Genomic DNA, 15,254 nt, shown 5'->3' with positions numbered 1-15,254 from the left:
TCACACGTCCAGAAGCGGGCGGTGTTTGATATGCCGCGCGAAGACCTGCATGAACTGCGGATCGACGCGCGCACCCCATACGGCCAGCGAGTGGCCGACGATCCAGAGCACCACGCCGGGAATCCACAGTTGCAGGCCCAGCCCGACGGCGGCGGCCAGCGTGCCGTTGGCAATTGCCACGGTGCGCGGCGCGCCGCCCAGCAGGATTGGCTCGGTCAGCGAGCGATGCAGCGGCACCTCGAAGCCTGGAAGGTCGCTGGCCGTACTCATACGACGGCCCCGCCGGAGAACGAGAAGAACGACAGGAAGAACGAGGAAGCGGCGAACGCGATGCTCAACCCGAACACGATCTGGATCAGCTTGCGAAAGCCGCCGCTGGTGTCGCCGAAGGCCAGCGCCAGGCCCGTGGCGATGATGATGATGACCGCGACGATGCGTGCCACCGGCCCCTGGATCGACTCCAGAATCGACTGCAAGGGCCCCTCCCACGGCATCGAGGAACCGGCGGCTTGCGCCGTTCCGGCCAGCAACAGCAGCAGCGCGGCCAGCAGCAGCCCCTGCCTCGCAGGGCGGGTGAGGCTGCGCAGCCGCGCCAGGCCGGACAGGCGAGGAAGCGGATTTACGGAAAAGCGGAAAGAATCAACGTGCGTCATGGCAGTTCTCCAAGTTGGTTGGGGGACGGGAATGTGCAGCGGCGTCGGCTGCGAGAGGAACCGGCGTCAGCTCGGGAAACGGCGTTTCCAGTGCGTCCGCCAGGCGATAGCCGGTGCCGTCGAAGCCGACGACACGGGCGATGGTTTCGACGTGGCGCTTGCGGCCGCGTCCGGCGATGTTGATGACGACGTTGACCGCCTCGGCGATCAGCGCCCGCGGCGGATTCACAGCGACTTCGAGAATCAACTGTTCGAGGCGCAGCAACGCGCCCAGCGCGGAGCCGGCATGGATGGTCGCAATGCCGCCGGGGTGGCCGGTGCCCCACACTTTGATGAGGTCGAGGGCTTCGCCGCCGCGCACCTCGCCGACGATCACGCGGTCAGGCCGCAGGCGCATCGTGGCCCGCACCAGCTCGGTCATGGTGACGACGCCGGCGCGGGTGCGCAGCGGCACATGGTCGCGGGCCGCGCATTGCAGCTCGATGGTGTCTTCGAGCACCAGCACGCGGTCGCCTGTGGCGGCGATCTCGGCCAGCAGCGCGTTCGCCAGCGTGGTCTTGCCGGTGCTGGTGCCGCCGGCGATTAGGATGTTCTGCCGCTCGCGCACGGCGCGGCGCAGGAACTCGGCCTGCCCGGCGGTCAGGATGCCGTCGGCCACGTAGCGATCCAGGCCGATGATGCTCACGGCCCGCTTGCGTAGCGCGAAGGCTGGCCCCGGGGCGGCCGGAGGCAGGATGCCCTCGAAACGCTCGCCGGTTTCCGGCAACTCGGCGGTCAAGAGCGGCTGGCCGCGATGCACCTCCGCGCCGACATGCGCGGCGACCAGGCGGATGATGCGTTCACCATCGGCCTCGGGCATCTCCACGCCCAGCGGCGAGCGACCCGACGACAGCCGATCCACCCACAGGGTGCGATCGGGGTTGAGCATGATTTCCACCACATCCGGGTCTTCGAGCGCAGCGGCGATCAGCGGCCCCATTGCAGTGCGCAGCATCTGGATGCGGCGATCCTGGGACGCTGCTGCGGATGAGCGAGGTTCGGGCTGGATCTGTGGAACGGCACTCATGACGCACGCTCCGCAGTTCGTTCATGGGCGGAGGCCATCGCTGCTGCGTCATCCATCTGCATCGGATCGGGGTGCAGTTCCTCCACCACGTCGCGCACCAGACTGCGGCCACGCAGAAGGTGGCGACCCAACTGTTCGACGAACTGCTCGAAGCGCACCTTGCCCTGGGCGCGTGCCGCATCCTGATGGGCTTCGGGCACCGGCGTGCTGACGGTCAGGAAGTAGCGGATGAACAGCGCCAGCGTTTCGATCTGGATGTTCTGGTCGCGCTCCAGGCGTTCGGTCTGCCGCGACAGTCGATCCAACCGCTTGGCAATGGCGGCCTCGCGCTGGTCGCCAGCATCGGGCGACAGCCAGGACGCCAAGGCCGCTGCGACGATGGACGACTTGGACACGCCTTTCTTGGCGGCCAGTTCGTCCAGGCGCTGGGCGTGCTCGGGCTGGATGAAAAGATTGAGGCGGTATTGGCTCATAGGTCGATTCCGTCGTTGGGGTCGAGGGAAGCCAGCCGGGCCGTGCGCTGCATGGCCGGGTCGAGCTGGCCGGGAAGCGGCAGCGCCAGGTCGTCGTCATCGAGCAGCGCCAGGTCGTTCGCATGTGCGTCCGGCTCGGGGTCGTAGGCGACGGTTTCGGAGAGTTCGGGCTGGCGGCGTGGGCCGCCGTCATCGGTGCCGCCCAGGCCATCGGCGGATGCCGAGGCCGGCGCCGCAGGTACGGCCGGGATCGCCAAGCCGCTCCAGTCGTCGGGGCGGGCTGGCGGCGCGTCGGCGTACCTCCCGGCTACGAGCGCGGGCGGTGGCAGGACGCGATTCTTGAAATTGGCGTCGGCGTAGTAGCGCAGCTTCTTCGCGCGGATCGGGGCGACGCTGGACACCATGACCACGGCGTCATCAGGTGGAAGCTGCATCACCTCGCCGGGCGTCAACAGCGGCCGTGCAGTTTCCTGACGCGACACCATCAGGTGCCCCAGCCACGGAGCGAGCCGGTGGCCGGCGTAGTTGCGCTGCGCGCGAAGCTCGGTGGCGGTGCCGAGGGTTTCTGAAATCCTTTTCGCCGTCCTTTCGTCGTTGGTGGCGAAAGTCACCCGGACATGGCAGTTGTCGAGGATGGAATGGTTCTGCCCATACGCCTTGTCGATCTGGTTCAGGCTTTGAGCGATGAGAAAGCTGCGGATGCCGTACCCGGCCATGAAGGCAAGCGCGGACTCGAAAAAATCGAGGCGGCCCAGCGCCGGAAACTCGTCCAGCATCAGCAGCAGCTTGTGCCGGCGCGCGATGCCATCGCTGCCGTCGAGCGATTCGGTCAGCCGCCGCCCGATCTGGTTCAAGATGAGCCGGATCAGCGGCTTGGTGCGGCTTATGTCGGAGGGCGGCACCACCAGATAGAGCGATACCGGGTGCTCGGCGGAAATCAGGTCGGCGATGCGCCAATCGCAGCGCGATGTGACTTCGGCCACGGTCGGGTCGCGGTACAGGCCGAGAAACGACATGGCGGTGGAGAGCACGCCCGATCGCTCGTTGTCCGACTTGTTAAGCACTTCGCGGGCAGCGGATGCGACAACCGGGTGAGGCGCATCGCCCAGGTGCTTCGTCGTCATCATCCGGTGCAGCGTCAGCTCGAACGGACACGCCGGGTCGCTGAGGAAGTTGGCGACGCCGCGCAGCGTCTTGTCCTCGCCTGCGTACAGCACATGCAGGATGGCGCCGACCAACAGCGCGTGACTGGTCTTTTCCCAATGGTTCCGGCGTTCGAGTGCGCCATCGGGATCGACAAGAATGTCGGCCACGTTCTGCACGTCGCGCACTTCGTGCGCGCCGCGCCTCACTTCCAGCAGCGGGTTGTAGGCTGCCGACTGCGCATCCGTGGGGTTGAACAGGAGGCAGTGGCTAAACCGCGAACGCCAGCCTGCGGTGAGCGTCCAGTTCTCGCCTTTGATGTCGTGAACGACGACGGATGCGGGCCAACTCAACAAGGTGGGAACGACCAGGCCCACACCCTTGCCCGAGCGCGTTGGTGCGAAGGTCAGGACGTGTTCCGGGCCTTCATGGCGGAGGTACTGGCCGCGATGCAGCCCGAGGAAAACCCCGTCGGGCTGGATCAGCCCAGCTTTGCGTATGTCTTCCGCATCGGCCCAGCGTGCCGAACCGTAGGTGGTGACAAGGCGCGCTTGCCGCGAGCGCCACACCGACATGGCGATGGCGACCACCACGGCCACCAGACCACTTCCACCCGCGATGGCCCCGCCGATATCGAAGACGTGCGGCGCGTAGGCATCAAAGAAGAACCACCACTCGAACAGCCGCCAAGGGTGATAGACCGGGGTTCCAAAGAAGTCGAACCATGGCGAGCCAAGGCGTAGTTGATAGCCCAGGGCGGCGGCTGTCCATTGCGTTGCACCCCACACGCCGGCGATCACGATGCCGAATACGGCGGCGATCTGCCCGAACAGTACGCCCTGAGCTTGCATTGACTGGCCTCCGATTTCCCTGCACTGATTCCTCGTTCAAAAGCGGCACAGGAACGTGCCGCATAGAGCGAGGATCGGTGCCGCGTGGGTGCCCGTCAAAGACCGTTTTGAGCACAACGGTCGAGGGAAAAGAAAGAATGAGCGGCGGGGCGAGTCGAAGACAAACGCCGCAAACTAAAGCACCCTATGGCGCATTTGGAGTTTCCAAGAGGTTGCCCAGAAAAAAATTCTCGCTGGGTCTCGCTCCCCTCATGAGCAGAATCTAGATATCATGGGAAAGAATTATTTATTGAAATCTGGATAAGAATGAAAGATATCAAGAGCATGGATCTCAACTTACTCAAGGCGCTGGACGTATTGTTGGACGAACGCAACGTGACACGGGCGGCAGCACGTCTTGGACTAACCCAACCGGCCTTGAGCGGCATGCTTGCGCGGCTGCGTGAAAGCTTCGGCGACCCGCTGTTCGCGCGTGCGCAGCGGGGCATCGTTCCGACGCAGCGGGCGCTAGACATAGGGATATCTGTCAAACAGGTGCTAGCGGAAATCGACGCGCTGCTCCAGCCACCTTCTTTCGACCCGGCCACCGCACAACTGACCTTCTCCATCGCCGCGACGGACTATGCGCTGCGTGCCATTGCTGTCCCATTTCTATCGGCACTCAAACAGCACGCACCGCGCGTTCGAGTCTCATTAGTGCCAGTCGAGAGCGGACTGCTACAGAACCAGCTTGAGCGCGGTCAAATCGATCTAGCCCTCCTGACGCCAGAGATCACTCCGCCAAATCTGCATGCCCGAGAGCTATTCAAGGAGCACTACGTGTGTGTCCTGCGGGAAGACCATCCAGCGGCTATGGGGCGCAAGCTGACAGTTAAGCAGTTCTGTGCTCTCGACCATGCGCTTGTTTCCTACGATGGTGGAGGTTTCCGCGGCGTCACCGACGATGCGCTAGAACAGTTGGGCAAACAACGAAGCGTCACACTGTCGGTCAAGAGCTTTCTGATCTTGCCAGACATCCTGCGTGCCAGTGACATGGTCGCGATCTTGCCGAGCCGCTTGGTCGCCGGTATGGACAAGCTGGCTATCTCCCTGCCGCCGATGAAGATACCGGGGTTCACCAAGACGGCTGCTTGGCACGAACGCACCCATCACGATCCAGCACATCGCTGGATACGAGCACTGCTGTTCACTTCCTGTGCTAACAACAAGTAGGCAAGATGGCTCTCATCGTCATGCTCAGCACAACTCTGCCTCGCACTACAAATATGCAATCAGCCGGCTCAATTGGAGACGGACCCTTTCGTAGCACCGCTGCGAGATAGCCTTGTCGGCGGATGGCAGAACCTAGACGCTGATATCAAATTATATGATTTCAAAAATAAAAAATTAGGATTTCACTTATTTCACAGGGAGGCTCATGATTGCTCTATGACCACTTGAATGACGCAGCCACCCCTGTTGCGTCATTGACATTTTGTGAAGGAGCTTCGATATGAGCAAGCAACAGAACGCCATCCTCTGGCCCGAAGGCTACACGCCGGGCTTTACTGAGAATTTCGCCTCTAATGAGATCATCGCCGCCGGCTTGAGCGCGGCCGACGTATGGCCGCTACTCGTCACACCATCGCTGTGGCCAAGCTACTACGCCAACTCGGCTAACGTGCGCTTTCATGGCGGCAAAGGCCCGGTACTGGCCGACGGCGATCGATTTTATTTCGAGACCTTCGGCTTCCCGGTAGAGGGGCAGTGCAACGAGTACGTGGCACCTGCGGATGGGCAACCCGGCCGCGTGGCCTGGCACGGCTGGTCCGGCGAGGAAGGCACAGATACGCGCCTGGATGTGCATCACGCCTGGCTGGTCGAGAACCTGGACGGCGGGCGCGTGCGCATCCTCACGCAGGAAACGCAGAAGGGCAAGCCGGCCGAGGAGCTGCACAACGCCAAACCCAACCCGATGATCAACGGCCATCAGGACTGGCTCGACAGCTTGGTCGAGACAGCGCGCAAAGCCAAGCAGGCGTAATGGTCGCTGGCCGCTTGATCCCAAGCGTCTGAACTGAGAAAACCATGATGGGAACTCCCCTCGAGATTCTGCTGGTTTTGACTTCGCAGGCAACGATGGGCGACGACCCGCGCCTGACCGGCGTGTGGTTCGAGGAACAGTCCACCCCGTACTACGCCTTGGTCGATGCAGGTGCCAATGTGGATATTGCGTCAATCGCCGGCGGCGAGATTCCGGTGGATCCTCATTCCATAGCGAGCGAAGGCATGAACCCGCCGAGCGTGGAATGCTTCCTCGATGACAAGGTGTCGATGGACAAGCTCGAAGGCTCGCTGAAGATCGACAGCATCGCCCCGGAAGGGGGTGCGGTGATGTTCCTGCCCGGCGGCCATGGCACCATGTGGGACTTACCCGGAGCGGGGCGCTCGTCAATCTGCTGTCGGGCGCTTGGGCTGACGGCAGGGTGGTCGCGGCGGCCTGCCACGGCCGAGCCGGACTGGTTAATGTCAAGGAAGCGAATGGCCAGCCGCTGGTTGCCGGCCGTCGCGTCAGCCCCTTTGCCAAACGCATGAGCCGCGAGACTGGGCTACCTGTGGCAGTGAGTTGGGGCATCGACGATCCGCGAATGGCCGAGCACGTGATCGCTGGCAGGTAGATGGGTTTGGTGATTCTTGGCCGCGCCATGCTAGCCAACCCACACTCTTTCTCCACCTTTGCAGGAGCTGAAGGTGGAGCACCCGGAATGGCTGCTCCACCGCCTTACGCGCACTGGCTCGAACTCTCCCGAGGCTGCGGCAAGCTCACCACATATAACGACTAGGAGGAGGTGACCGTGCGAGTTCCCAGAACCCGATCCAGTCTGTGTCGCAGGGTGTCCCAGTGACTACGCTATCAAAGGAGCTAGTACTCAACTCGATAACTTGAGCGTGATAACGCCCAGGATGATCAGCGCCACGCCAAGGTATCGCATCAGGGAGGTTGGGTCGCCATAGAAATGAATTCCGACTAAGAACGTTCCCGCCGCTCCGATACCCGTCCACACCGCATAAGCAGTCCCAATCGGTATCTGACGCTGAGCAAGCCATAGGAAGGCGCCGCTAATTGTCATGAAAGAGACGGCTACTGCGACCCCACTCCAACGCGATGTTGGCTCTTGCGCCATTTTCAGCCCGACCGGCCATCCGATTTCAAACAATCCAGCCAAAACAAGATAGATCCAGCCCATTGCAATTCTCCTTCAAGTTTTTCATATCCGGCATACATACTCCAGCGTGACCACCAGCTTAGAACTTCGGCGGCTCTTTAGGTGTGGTGTAGGGCACATCGCCATCTTCGTAAAAGCGCTTTCGCGTAGCCTCGGCAACCCGGTTACATAGTTGGTCGCCCAGCATAGGACGATCCAACTTGCATTGCTGGCGCAACTTTTTCAGCCGCTCAGGATTGAGCGCTAATTCATCGACCGTCGGAAGGTTGCCTTTATCTGGTTTCCCGGATGGGCTGCAGGCTGCCAGTGTCGAGGAAAGCAATATGAGAGCAATCTTCTTCATGGTTAAGTTTCCTTGGGAGATTGTGTGATGGTTTACCGCCGACTTTTGGCGTCTGGAGATTTGATCGAATGAACGCGTTCCATGAAGCGAGTCAGTATTTCTGACGGCTCGCTGGCCGGTCGTAGCAGATAGGTCGTGAGCATGGGCGAACCTCCAGTCAGCGGCCGTGCGACCACACCCTGTTCCCTGCTGGCAGTAATATGCGCACCTCCTGTGAGGCCTAGTGCAAGTCCCGCCGAAACCAGGACCATCATTAGATCGCTGGAAGTCACGCGTTCGGCAATTAGAGGCTCAATGTCCACGCGACGTAGCACCCGTTCAACTTGCCGAGCATGGCCCTCACACGCCACCGCGTCGCAGAGCACCAGCGGATACCGCAACAGCTCTTCCAGGGGAATCTGTTTGTGGGATAGCAAGGGGTGCCGTGCGGGCACAGCTACCATCAGAGGGTCACTCCACACCGGCACGGCGATGATGCCTTCGCCGACTTCATCCGATTGAGCGAAGCCGAGATCGTACAGTTCGCCACACAATCCCTTGATTTGCTGTGACAAAGGCACTTCGAAGAAGCGAACTTCCACTTCCGGCTCTTCCTGCCGGCAGAGCGCCAACAACGCAGGCAGGCGCGATGGCGTGATTCCATCAGACAATGCAATACGGAGCTGGCAATGAAAGCCATTGGCTGCGGCGTTCACACTGTCGCGCGCCTGCTGCAAAGCTGCGAAGACACGGGGTACGCTCTCAAAGAAGAGTCTGCCTGCACGAGTCAAGCGGGTGCTCCGAGTGGTTCTCGCAAATAGCGCTACGCCCAACTCCTCTTCAAGCTCTTTGATGGCGCGCGACAGCGGCGATGTCTCGATGTGGAGGCGCTCTGCGGCTCGGGCAAAGTGCAGTTCCTCTGCCACCGCTAGAAAGTAGCGCAGATGCCGAATTTCCATGTTCGCATTCCTCCTCACTTAGGCCTCACCACCTTCGCCTTGCGCCACGCTATCTAGCCTTCGCAAGCTGCTCCAGCAAGCTTCCCCGATCAAACAGGTGGGCCGGATAGTGCTTTTGCCAGCACACCCCATTGCACGGCTGTCTCGGCCCGCGTGCGGATCAGCGAAGCCTGCGCTGACATCACCCCCGCCTCAGCCTCGGCCACCACCGTGGCGTCCACTTGTCCCGCCTCAAACAGACGGCGGCTGCGATCGAGCTGACGCTCCGCGACTGCGACCCCCTCGGTCTGATGCTCCAGTGCGGCGTGCTGCGTATGCCAACCGAGGTATGCGTTCTCTACGTCCTGCAATGCACTCAACAAAGTGCGCTCGAACTCCGCGCGCGCAGCTCGGCTGCGCGCCTCTCCGGTCTCGATGCCGGCACGGATCGCGCCACCATCGAAGATCGGCAACGAAACCCCGGCCCCAAGTGAAAAAATGTTGCCGGTAATGCGCGTCCCCGCACTCTCAACGCGCTGCCGTCCGCCGCTCAGGTCCAACACCAGCTTAGGGAAGCGTTCGCCTTCGGCTGCGTTCCAGCGCGCGGTTTCGGCTGCGAACTTCGCTTCGGCGGCGCGCACGTCGGGCCGCTCACTCAGCAGGTCCGCAGGTATGCGTGTCGGTGTCCAATTGGGGGCGGCGAGTGAAGCAAGAGTCGGAGAAGCTGCAGACGCTCCGGGCGTTTGTCCCGCTAGTACATCAAGTGCATGCGTCGCCTCGCCGCGCGCACGCCGAAGTTGCTCTTGCTCCACACGCAGTGCGACGACGCCGGAGCGGGTTCGCTCGATGTCGAAGCCGGTAGCTTGTCCGGCCTCGAACTTCCGTTGTGTCAGCAAGACGAGTCGCTCGGCGGATGCCAGCCGCGCCGTGGCGAGCGCTTCGAGTTCACTGGCTTGGCGCTGCTGCACAGCCGCCGACACTGTTTCAAACGCGACCTGCCAACGCGTGGCAACCCACGCTTGTTCGGCTGCCACCGCATCCAGGCGCGCACCTTCTGCTGCCTGCGAAAGCCGCCCCGACAGGTCTGCCTCCCACGATGCAGACAACGTGGCGCGGCCATCATTGCCGATCGCAACGTTCTCTGAATAGTCGCGTCCTCGAGTTGCCTGCGTGCCCGCGGACAACGAGGGGAGCAGGGAGGCCCGTGCTCGCCGCGTGGCGGCCGAGGCCTCGTCGACGCGCGCGCGCGCAATCGACAGTTCGGTGTTGCGCTCCAGCGCCGCCCGGACTAGGACATTGAGCTGTGGATCGCCGTAGGCCGTCCACCAGTCGACGGGAAGAGTACGGCGGGATGATTTGTCCAGGATGCCTTCACCTCCCTCTTCATTTGAGAAATGGGCCGGTACATCCAGGCGAGGCGGATCGGCAGAGTGCGGAGCATGGCTGCAAGCCGCAAGAAGCATTAGCGGCGAAATCATGGCCATGAGGCGATAGCGTTCAAGAATTTGAGACATGGCAGGTCCTTGCATTCCGAAAAAGTCTTGACGGACTGTTTTACGCCTTCTACTATACCGTCTGGACTGTATATGACTCAAGCTTTTTTTGGAGCACGACCATGCCGCCTCGCGCGAAAACAAAGTTGCCCCCCCCGTCCACCGCCCATAGCAGCACCGATGCGCAGCCCGTTCTCCAGCAAGGAGCCCAGCTAACTCGCGAGCGCATCCTGCAGGCCGCTCGCGAACTGGTGCTGGAGGAAGGCGCCAGTCGTCTGACGCTGGACGCCGTCGTCGTGCGGGCCGGGTTGAGCAAAGGGGCGTTTCTCTATCATTTCAAGACCAAACGCGATTTGTTCGTGACACTGATCGACGAGATGATCCGGGCGTTCGACGCGGTACAAGCCAATCACGAGCGCAGGTTTGCCGGAGACCCGGACCCCTGGCTGTCGAGCCAGGTGGAAGCGATACCCGACGACGAGATGCAGAAGATGGGCGCAGCGCTGCTCGCGGCAGCTGCGGAAGATCCAACACTTCTCGACCCACTGCGCGAGTGGTATCGCGTGCAGTACGAACGCGTGCGTCGATCCCCGCGTGGCACCGAGACCGCGGCACTCATCATGCTGGCATTGGATGGCGCCCTGTTCGCCGATCTCCTGGGTCTGCCGATACTCGCACCCGCAGAGCGGCGGCATTTCTTTCGGGCGCTCCAGGATCTCGCCTCGGGCCATCTCGAACTGATCCCTGCGAAAGGACACCCATGAGTCGCGTCCGTAGAGCTTTCATGACCGCGTGCGCACTGCGCTCCTTGACGGTTGCTTGCACACTATTCATTTCGACCCTGGTCTCAGGGTGCGGAAACTCGCAATCCACCGTATCCGAGCCTCCGCGCGCAGTGAAGCTCGCCGCCGCGCAGTCGGATCTTCCGCATAGCTCCCGCATCGAATTGACTGGCTCGGCGCGAGCAACCGAGCGCAGCATCCTAGGATTTGAAACAGGAGGACGGATCGCCAAGTTGAACGTCGACGTGGGTGAACGGTTCGCCCGCGGTCAAGTCATGGCAGAACTTGATGCGGAACCTGACCGGCTTCGCGTGACGCAAGCGCAAGCATCCCTGGCGGCCGCCGAAGCCGGCCTGATGGATCGACGTGTACAGACAGATCAACAGCGCCGGTTGCTCGAAAGCGAAGTCATCTCCCCTGCTGCGTTCGAGAGCGCCAAGGCGCAGCTAGCGGTCGCAGAGGGCCAAGCGCGCACTGCCAAGGCAGCGCTTGGCCTGGCCGAACGAGCACAACGTGGCACGATGATCGTCGCTCCTTTCGATGGTGTCGTGGCGGAAAAGCTGGCTTTGGCGTTCACCGACATTGCTGCTGGTGCGCCGGTATTTCAGGTCGACGGTGTGCGCAGTGGCACTGAGATCATCGCGAACGCGTCTACTACACAGGCACCTCACATAGATGTCGGCCAACGCGCAGAACTGTTCTGGAGCGGAGCCGAACAACCAATCCGAGCGGTGGTACGTCGTGTCGGTCTGCGCGCCGAAAATGGCTCGCTCCTACCCGTGGTGCTAGTGCCTGAAGATAACGCGCAAGCGCGCGCACTTCGGCCAGGTATTCCCGTACAGGTCGTGCTCGACGCACCTGCGGCGACCTCCAAGACCTCTCGGCCCGAGACTGTATCCGTCCCTTATGCCTCGCTGGTGCTCGGCACGAAGCCGGGTGAGGCTTCCGTCTTCGTCTACACCCCTGCAGATAAGAAGGTGCACCGTCGCGCGGTGCGCTTCACGCCGGCACAGGAAGGAGACAGCGCGCGCGTCCTCGCTGGACTTAAGCCCGGCGAGACGGTGGTTGCCGCCGGAGGCGGATGGCTCACCGATGGACAGCCAGTGACACCACTGGAAGCCACCACTCAATTGACCAAGCGCTAACGCGATCCACCAGGTTACTTCATCATGAAGATCACCGAGATGGCGCTGCGCGCCAGTCGACTTACCTACTTTGTAGCGCTTATCATTTTCGTCGCCGGCATCGCGACCTTCCTGAATTTTCCTTCTCAGGAGGAGCCGACTGTCACGGTCCGCGATGCGATGGTCACGGCGTTGAACCCGGGGCTGCCCGCCGAACGCGTTGAGCAACTCATTGCCCGGCCGATCGAGGAGCGCTTGCGCGAACTGGCAGAGGTCAAGCGCGTGACGAGCACCGTGCGCGCAGGCAGCGCCATGATCCAGGTCACGATCTGGGACCGCTACACCGACTTGGCACCGATCTGGCAGCGCGTCCGGGCCAAGGTCGCCGATTCGAAGGATGCCTTACCACAGGGCACGATGGGGCCTTTCGTCGACGAAGACTTCGGCCGCGTCGCGGTTGCCTCGATTGCGGTCACTGCACCAGGTTACTCCATGAGCGAGATGCGCGTCGCGCTCAAGCAGATGCGCGACCGCCTGTACACCGTGCCTGGTATTGAGCGCATCACTTTCTACGGCCTGCAGGAAGAGCGCGTCTATCTCGAGTTCGATCGGCCTAGGCTTGCGCGATTGGAGCTGACACCACAGGGGGTGATCGACCAACTCGTCAAACAGAACGTCGTCGCTTCGGGTGGACAAATTGTCGTCGGCGGCATCAATGCAACCTTGGCGGTCAGTGGCGAAGTGAGTGACGCTCCCTCCCTGCGAGCAATGCCGATCGCGCTGCCGCGACCGCAAAGTAGTACGGCGCCCATGCCGACGATCGCATTGGGTGAACTGGCGCAGGTGAGTGTGCGGCCAGCCGATCCGCCGGAGTCTGCCGCCATCTACAAAGGCCAGCCCGCGGTCGTCATGGCGGTTTCGATGGCCTCTGGTCAAAACGTGGAGCAGTTCGGAAAAGCGCTCAAAGCACGGGTTGCAGACCAGGAGAAGCTGCTGCCGGCGGGTTTCGATCTGTCATACGTCACTTTCCAGGCCGATGTCGTCAAGCACGAGATGGGCAAAATGAACCACGTCATGATGGAGACGATCATCGTCGTCCTCGGTGTCGTCGTGCTATTCCTCGGTTGGCGAACCGGGATCATCGTGGGCATGATCGTGCCGTTGACGATCCTCAGTGCACTCATCGTCATGCGCGCGATGAACATCGAGCTTCAGAACGTCTCGATGGGCGCCATCATCATTGCGCTCGGCTTGTTGGTGGACAACGGCATTGTGATTGCCGAAGACATCGAACGCCGCCTAGCCGGTGGCGAAGATCGTAAGCATGCCTGCCTCGAGGCGGGCCGCACGCTCGCCATTCCGCTGCTCACGTCCTCGCTCGTGATCGTGATCGTGTTCTCGCCGTTCTTTTTTGGCCAGAACGCCACGAGCGAGTATCTGCACAATCTCGTGGTCGTGCTGGCACTGACGTTGTTCGCATCGTGGCTGCTGTGCCTGACTGTCACGCCCCTGTTGTGCTACCACTTCGCCAAACCCCACCACAAGCAGGAGCATGGCGACGCGTATGACACCCGCTTCTACCGTGGCTACCGGCGCGTACTGGAGTGGGTTCTCCACCATAAGGCGGTCTATGTAGCGTCGATGATCGCGGCGCTTGCCATTGCGCTGTATGGCTTCACCACCCTGCCTTACGATTTCATGCCCAAGTCCGACCGGCTTCAGTTCCAGATTCCGGTGCAGCTCGCCCCAGGTACGGATTCGCGCGAAACGCTCGCACGCGTGAAGCAGATCAGTAGTTGGCTGGGCGACAAGAACATCAATCCAGAAGTCTCCGATCACATCGGCTACGTCGCCGATGGTGGACCTCGCTTCATCCTTAGCCTGAATCCACCGCTGCCGGCATCGAACATCGCGTACTTCGTTGTCACACTGAAGCCGAAGAGCGACATCGACGCTGTCCTCGCCCGAACCCGCAGCTACTTTGCGCACGCACATGGCGACGTGCGCGCCGAGCCCAAGCGCTTCTCGCTCGGTGCGACCGAATCAGGGACCGCCATCTATCGTGTCAGCGGTCCGGATGAGGAGGTATTGTTGGAGGCTGCGTCCAAAATCGAAGCAGCACTGCGCAAGCTGCCCGGAACCATCAACGTCAAGAACGATTGGGATACGCGCATTGGCCGCATCGACGTAAAGGTTGACCAGGACCGCGCGCGTCGGGCGGGCGTAACGACTGAAGACATCGCTGGCGGGCTGGATGTCCGCTACAGCGGCCGATCGATCTCGGTGATTCGCGACGGTGACACCTCCGTTCCGATCGTCCTGCGCAGCATCGTAAGCGAGCGTCGCAGCACGGCAGACGTAGGCGCGACGCTCATCTATCCCAGCAACGGCGGTCCGGCGGTGACGCTGGCCCAGGTCGCAGACGTATCGCTCGCGAGCGAGCCATCGGTCATCCAACGGCGCAATCTCATCCGCACGATCACCGTGCAAGGACAGAACACCTCCTACACCGCCCAGGAGATCGTCAACCGCCTGGTGCCTAGCGTCGCTGCCTTGGACCTGCCCGCGGGCTACTCGGTCGAACTTGGCGGCGAGATCGAGGAAGCTGCCGAATCGAACGCCGCGCTGTCGACCTACATGCCCCTCGCATTTCTGGCGATGCTGATGCTGTTCGTATGGCAGTTCAATTCCTTCCGCAAGCTCGGTGTGATCCTCGCGACGATCCCTTTCACGCTTATCGGCGTGGTATTGGCTCTGAAGCTAACCGGCACACCTTTCAGCTTCATGGCGACCTTCGGCGTACTGGCCTTGTTCGGGATCATTGTCAACAACGCCGTGCTGTTGCTGGAACGCATCGACCAGGGCTTAGCGGAAGGCCTGCCGCGCCATGAAGCCTTGGTTGGGGCCGCGATACAACGACTTCGTCCAATCGTGATGACCAAGGTCACCTGCATTTCGGGACTGGTGCCACTCATGCTCTTCTCCGGACCGTTATGGACAGGGATGGCGATCGCGATGATCGGTGGGCTGGCGCTCGGAACGCTGGTGACGTTGGGCTTGATTCCGTTGCTTTACGAAGTCCTGTTTGGAATCAAGCGAATTGGGCCGTGGAGCCTGAGTGCCGCCACCGCGCATGGAGATCGCTCATGAGTCTCTTGCGGACCGCCTCGTGCTGCGCATTCTCAGAATTCGTATGTACCCAC

The 15,254-nt window shown here is 61.8% G+C and carries 14 protein-coding genes and 1 pseudogene; 6 read left to right on the top strand and 9 right to left on the bottom strand.

Annotated features, from left to right (window positions below):
* The 5 genes and pseudogenes from TO66_RS16880 to TO66_RS16860 all read right to left on the bottom strand — a co-directional run bounded on the left by TO66_RS16880 (position 1) and on the right by TO66_RS16860 (position 4,186).
* Positions 1-270 carry a VirB3 family type IV secretion system protein gene (locus TO66_RS16880; protein WP_006378802.1) on the bottom strand — a complete coding sequence of 90 codons (270 nt, stop codon included), beginning with the start codon at positions 268-270 and terminating at the stop codon, positions 1-3.
* Positions 267-653, bottom strand: a complete 387-nt coding sequence (locus TO66_RS16875; protein WP_006378803.1) for a TrbC/VirB2 family protein — start codon at positions 651-653, stop codon at positions 267-269. The genes TO66_RS16880 and TO66_RS16875 overlap by 4 nt, the downstream gene beginning before the upstream one ends.
* Positions 650-1,719 (bottom strand): annotated as a pseudogene (gene trbB, locus TO66_RS16870) (P-type conjugative transfer ATPase TrbB). The gene TO66_RS16875 and the pseudogene trbB overlap by 4 nt, the downstream one beginning before the upstream one ends.
* Positions 1,716-2,192, bottom strand: a complete 477-nt coding sequence (locus TO66_RS16865) for a CopG family transcriptional regulator (protein ID WP_006378865.1) — start codon at positions 2,190-2,192, stop codon at positions 1,716-1,718. The pseudogene trbB and the gene TO66_RS16865 overlap by 4 nt, the downstream one beginning before the upstream one ends.
* On the bottom strand, positions 2,189-4,186 hold the full coding sequence (locus tag TO66_RS16860) for a conjugal transfer protein TraG (RefSeq protein ID WP_016487822.1): 1,998 nt from the start codon (positions 4,184-4,186) through the stop codon (positions 2,189-2,191). The genes TO66_RS16865 and TO66_RS16860 overlap by 4 nt, the downstream gene beginning before the upstream one ends.
* A 306-nt stretch (positions 4,187-4,492) precedes the next feature.
* Between TO66_RS16860 and TO66_RS16855 the strand changes: the two genes are divergently transcribed.
* The 3 genes from TO66_RS16855 to TO66_RS16845 all read left to right on the top strand — a co-directional run bounded on the left by TO66_RS16855 (position 4,493) and on the right by TO66_RS16845 (position 6,760).
* Positions 4,493-5,398 (top strand): LysR family transcriptional regulator, encoded by a 906-nt coding sequence (locus tag TO66_RS16855; RefSeq protein WP_006378991.1) that lies wholly within the window; start codon positions 4,493-4,495, stop codon positions 5,396-5,398.
* 280 nt (positions 5,399-5,678) lie between these two features.
* Entirely contained in the window at positions 5,679-6,209 is a 531-nt protein-coding gene (locus TO66_RS16850) for a polyketide cyclase (protein WP_016487823.1), read from the top strand.
* Between the two features lie 44 nt (positions 6,210-6,253).
* The gene (locus TO66_RS16845) at positions 6,254-6,760 is read left to right on the top strand and encodes a hypothetical protein (protein ID WP_006378996.1); all 507 of its coding nucleotides are present in this window, start codon (positions 6,254-6,256) and stop codon (positions 6,758-6,760) included.
* A gap of 335 nt (positions 6,761-7,095) precedes the next feature.
* On the opposite strand, the gene TO66_RS16840 is transcribed toward TO66_RS16845, so the two are convergent.
* From TO66_RS16840 to TO66_RS16825, 4 genes are all read right to left on the bottom strand, one after another.
* Complete coding sequence (locus TO66_RS16840) at positions 7,096-7,413, bottom strand: multidrug efflux SMR transporter (RefSeq protein ID WP_000539741.1); 318 nt, start codon at positions 7,411-7,413, stop codon at positions 7,096-7,098.
* Positions 7,414-7,471: 58 nt separating this feature from the next.
* Positions 7,472-7,735 (bottom strand): EexN family lipoprotein, encoded by a 264-nt coding sequence (locus tag TO66_RS16835; RefSeq protein WP_016487824.1) that lies wholly within the window; start codon positions 7,733-7,735, stop codon positions 7,472-7,474.
* Between the two features lie 32 nt (positions 7,736-7,767).
* The gene (locus TO66_RS16830) at positions 7,768-8,673 is read right to left on the bottom strand and encodes a LysR family transcriptional regulator (RefSeq protein ID WP_006378999.1); all 906 of its coding nucleotides are present in this window, start codon (positions 8,671-8,673) and stop codon (positions 7,768-7,770) included.
* Between the two features lie 89 nt (positions 8,674-8,762).
* Positions 8,763-10,166 (bottom strand): efflux transporter outer membrane subunit, encoded by a 1,404-nt coding sequence (locus TO66_RS16825; protein WP_016487825.1) that lies wholly within the window; start codon positions 10,164-10,166, stop codon positions 8,763-8,765.
* A gap of 101 nt (positions 10,167-10,267) precedes the next feature.
* Between TO66_RS16825 and TO66_RS33980 the strand changes: the two genes are divergently transcribed.
* The 3 genes from TO66_RS33980 to TO66_RS16810 all read left to right on the top strand — a co-directional run bounded on the left by TO66_RS33980 (position 10,268) and on the right by TO66_RS16810 (position 15,201).
* Complete coding sequence (locus tag TO66_RS33980) at positions 10,268-10,909, top strand: TetR/AcrR family transcriptional regulator (RefSeq protein WP_016487826.1); 642 nt, start codon at positions 10,268-10,270, stop codon at positions 10,907-10,909.
* Between the two features lie 131 nt (positions 10,910-11,040).
* Positions 11,041-12,072, top strand: a complete 1,032-nt coding sequence (locus tag TO66_RS16815; protein WP_223231736.1) for an efflux RND transporter periplasmic adaptor subunit — start codon at positions 11,041-11,043, stop codon at positions 12,070-12,072.
* Between the two features lie 24 nt (positions 12,073-12,096).
* Complete coding sequence (locus TO66_RS16810; protein ID WP_016487828.1) at positions 12,097-15,201, top strand: efflux RND transporter permease subunit; 3,105 nt, start codon at positions 12,097-12,099, stop codon at positions 15,199-15,201.
* The last annotated feature ends 53 nt before the right edge of the window (positions 15,202-15,254 follow it).

Origin of the sequence: Pseudomonas sp. MRSN 12121 (genome assembly GCF_000931465.1) — a bacterium.
GTDB lineage: Bacteria > Pseudomonadota > Gammaproteobacteria > Pseudomonadales > Pseudomonadaceae > Aquipseudomonas.
This window is presented reverse-complemented; position numbering and strand designations above follow the sequence as displayed.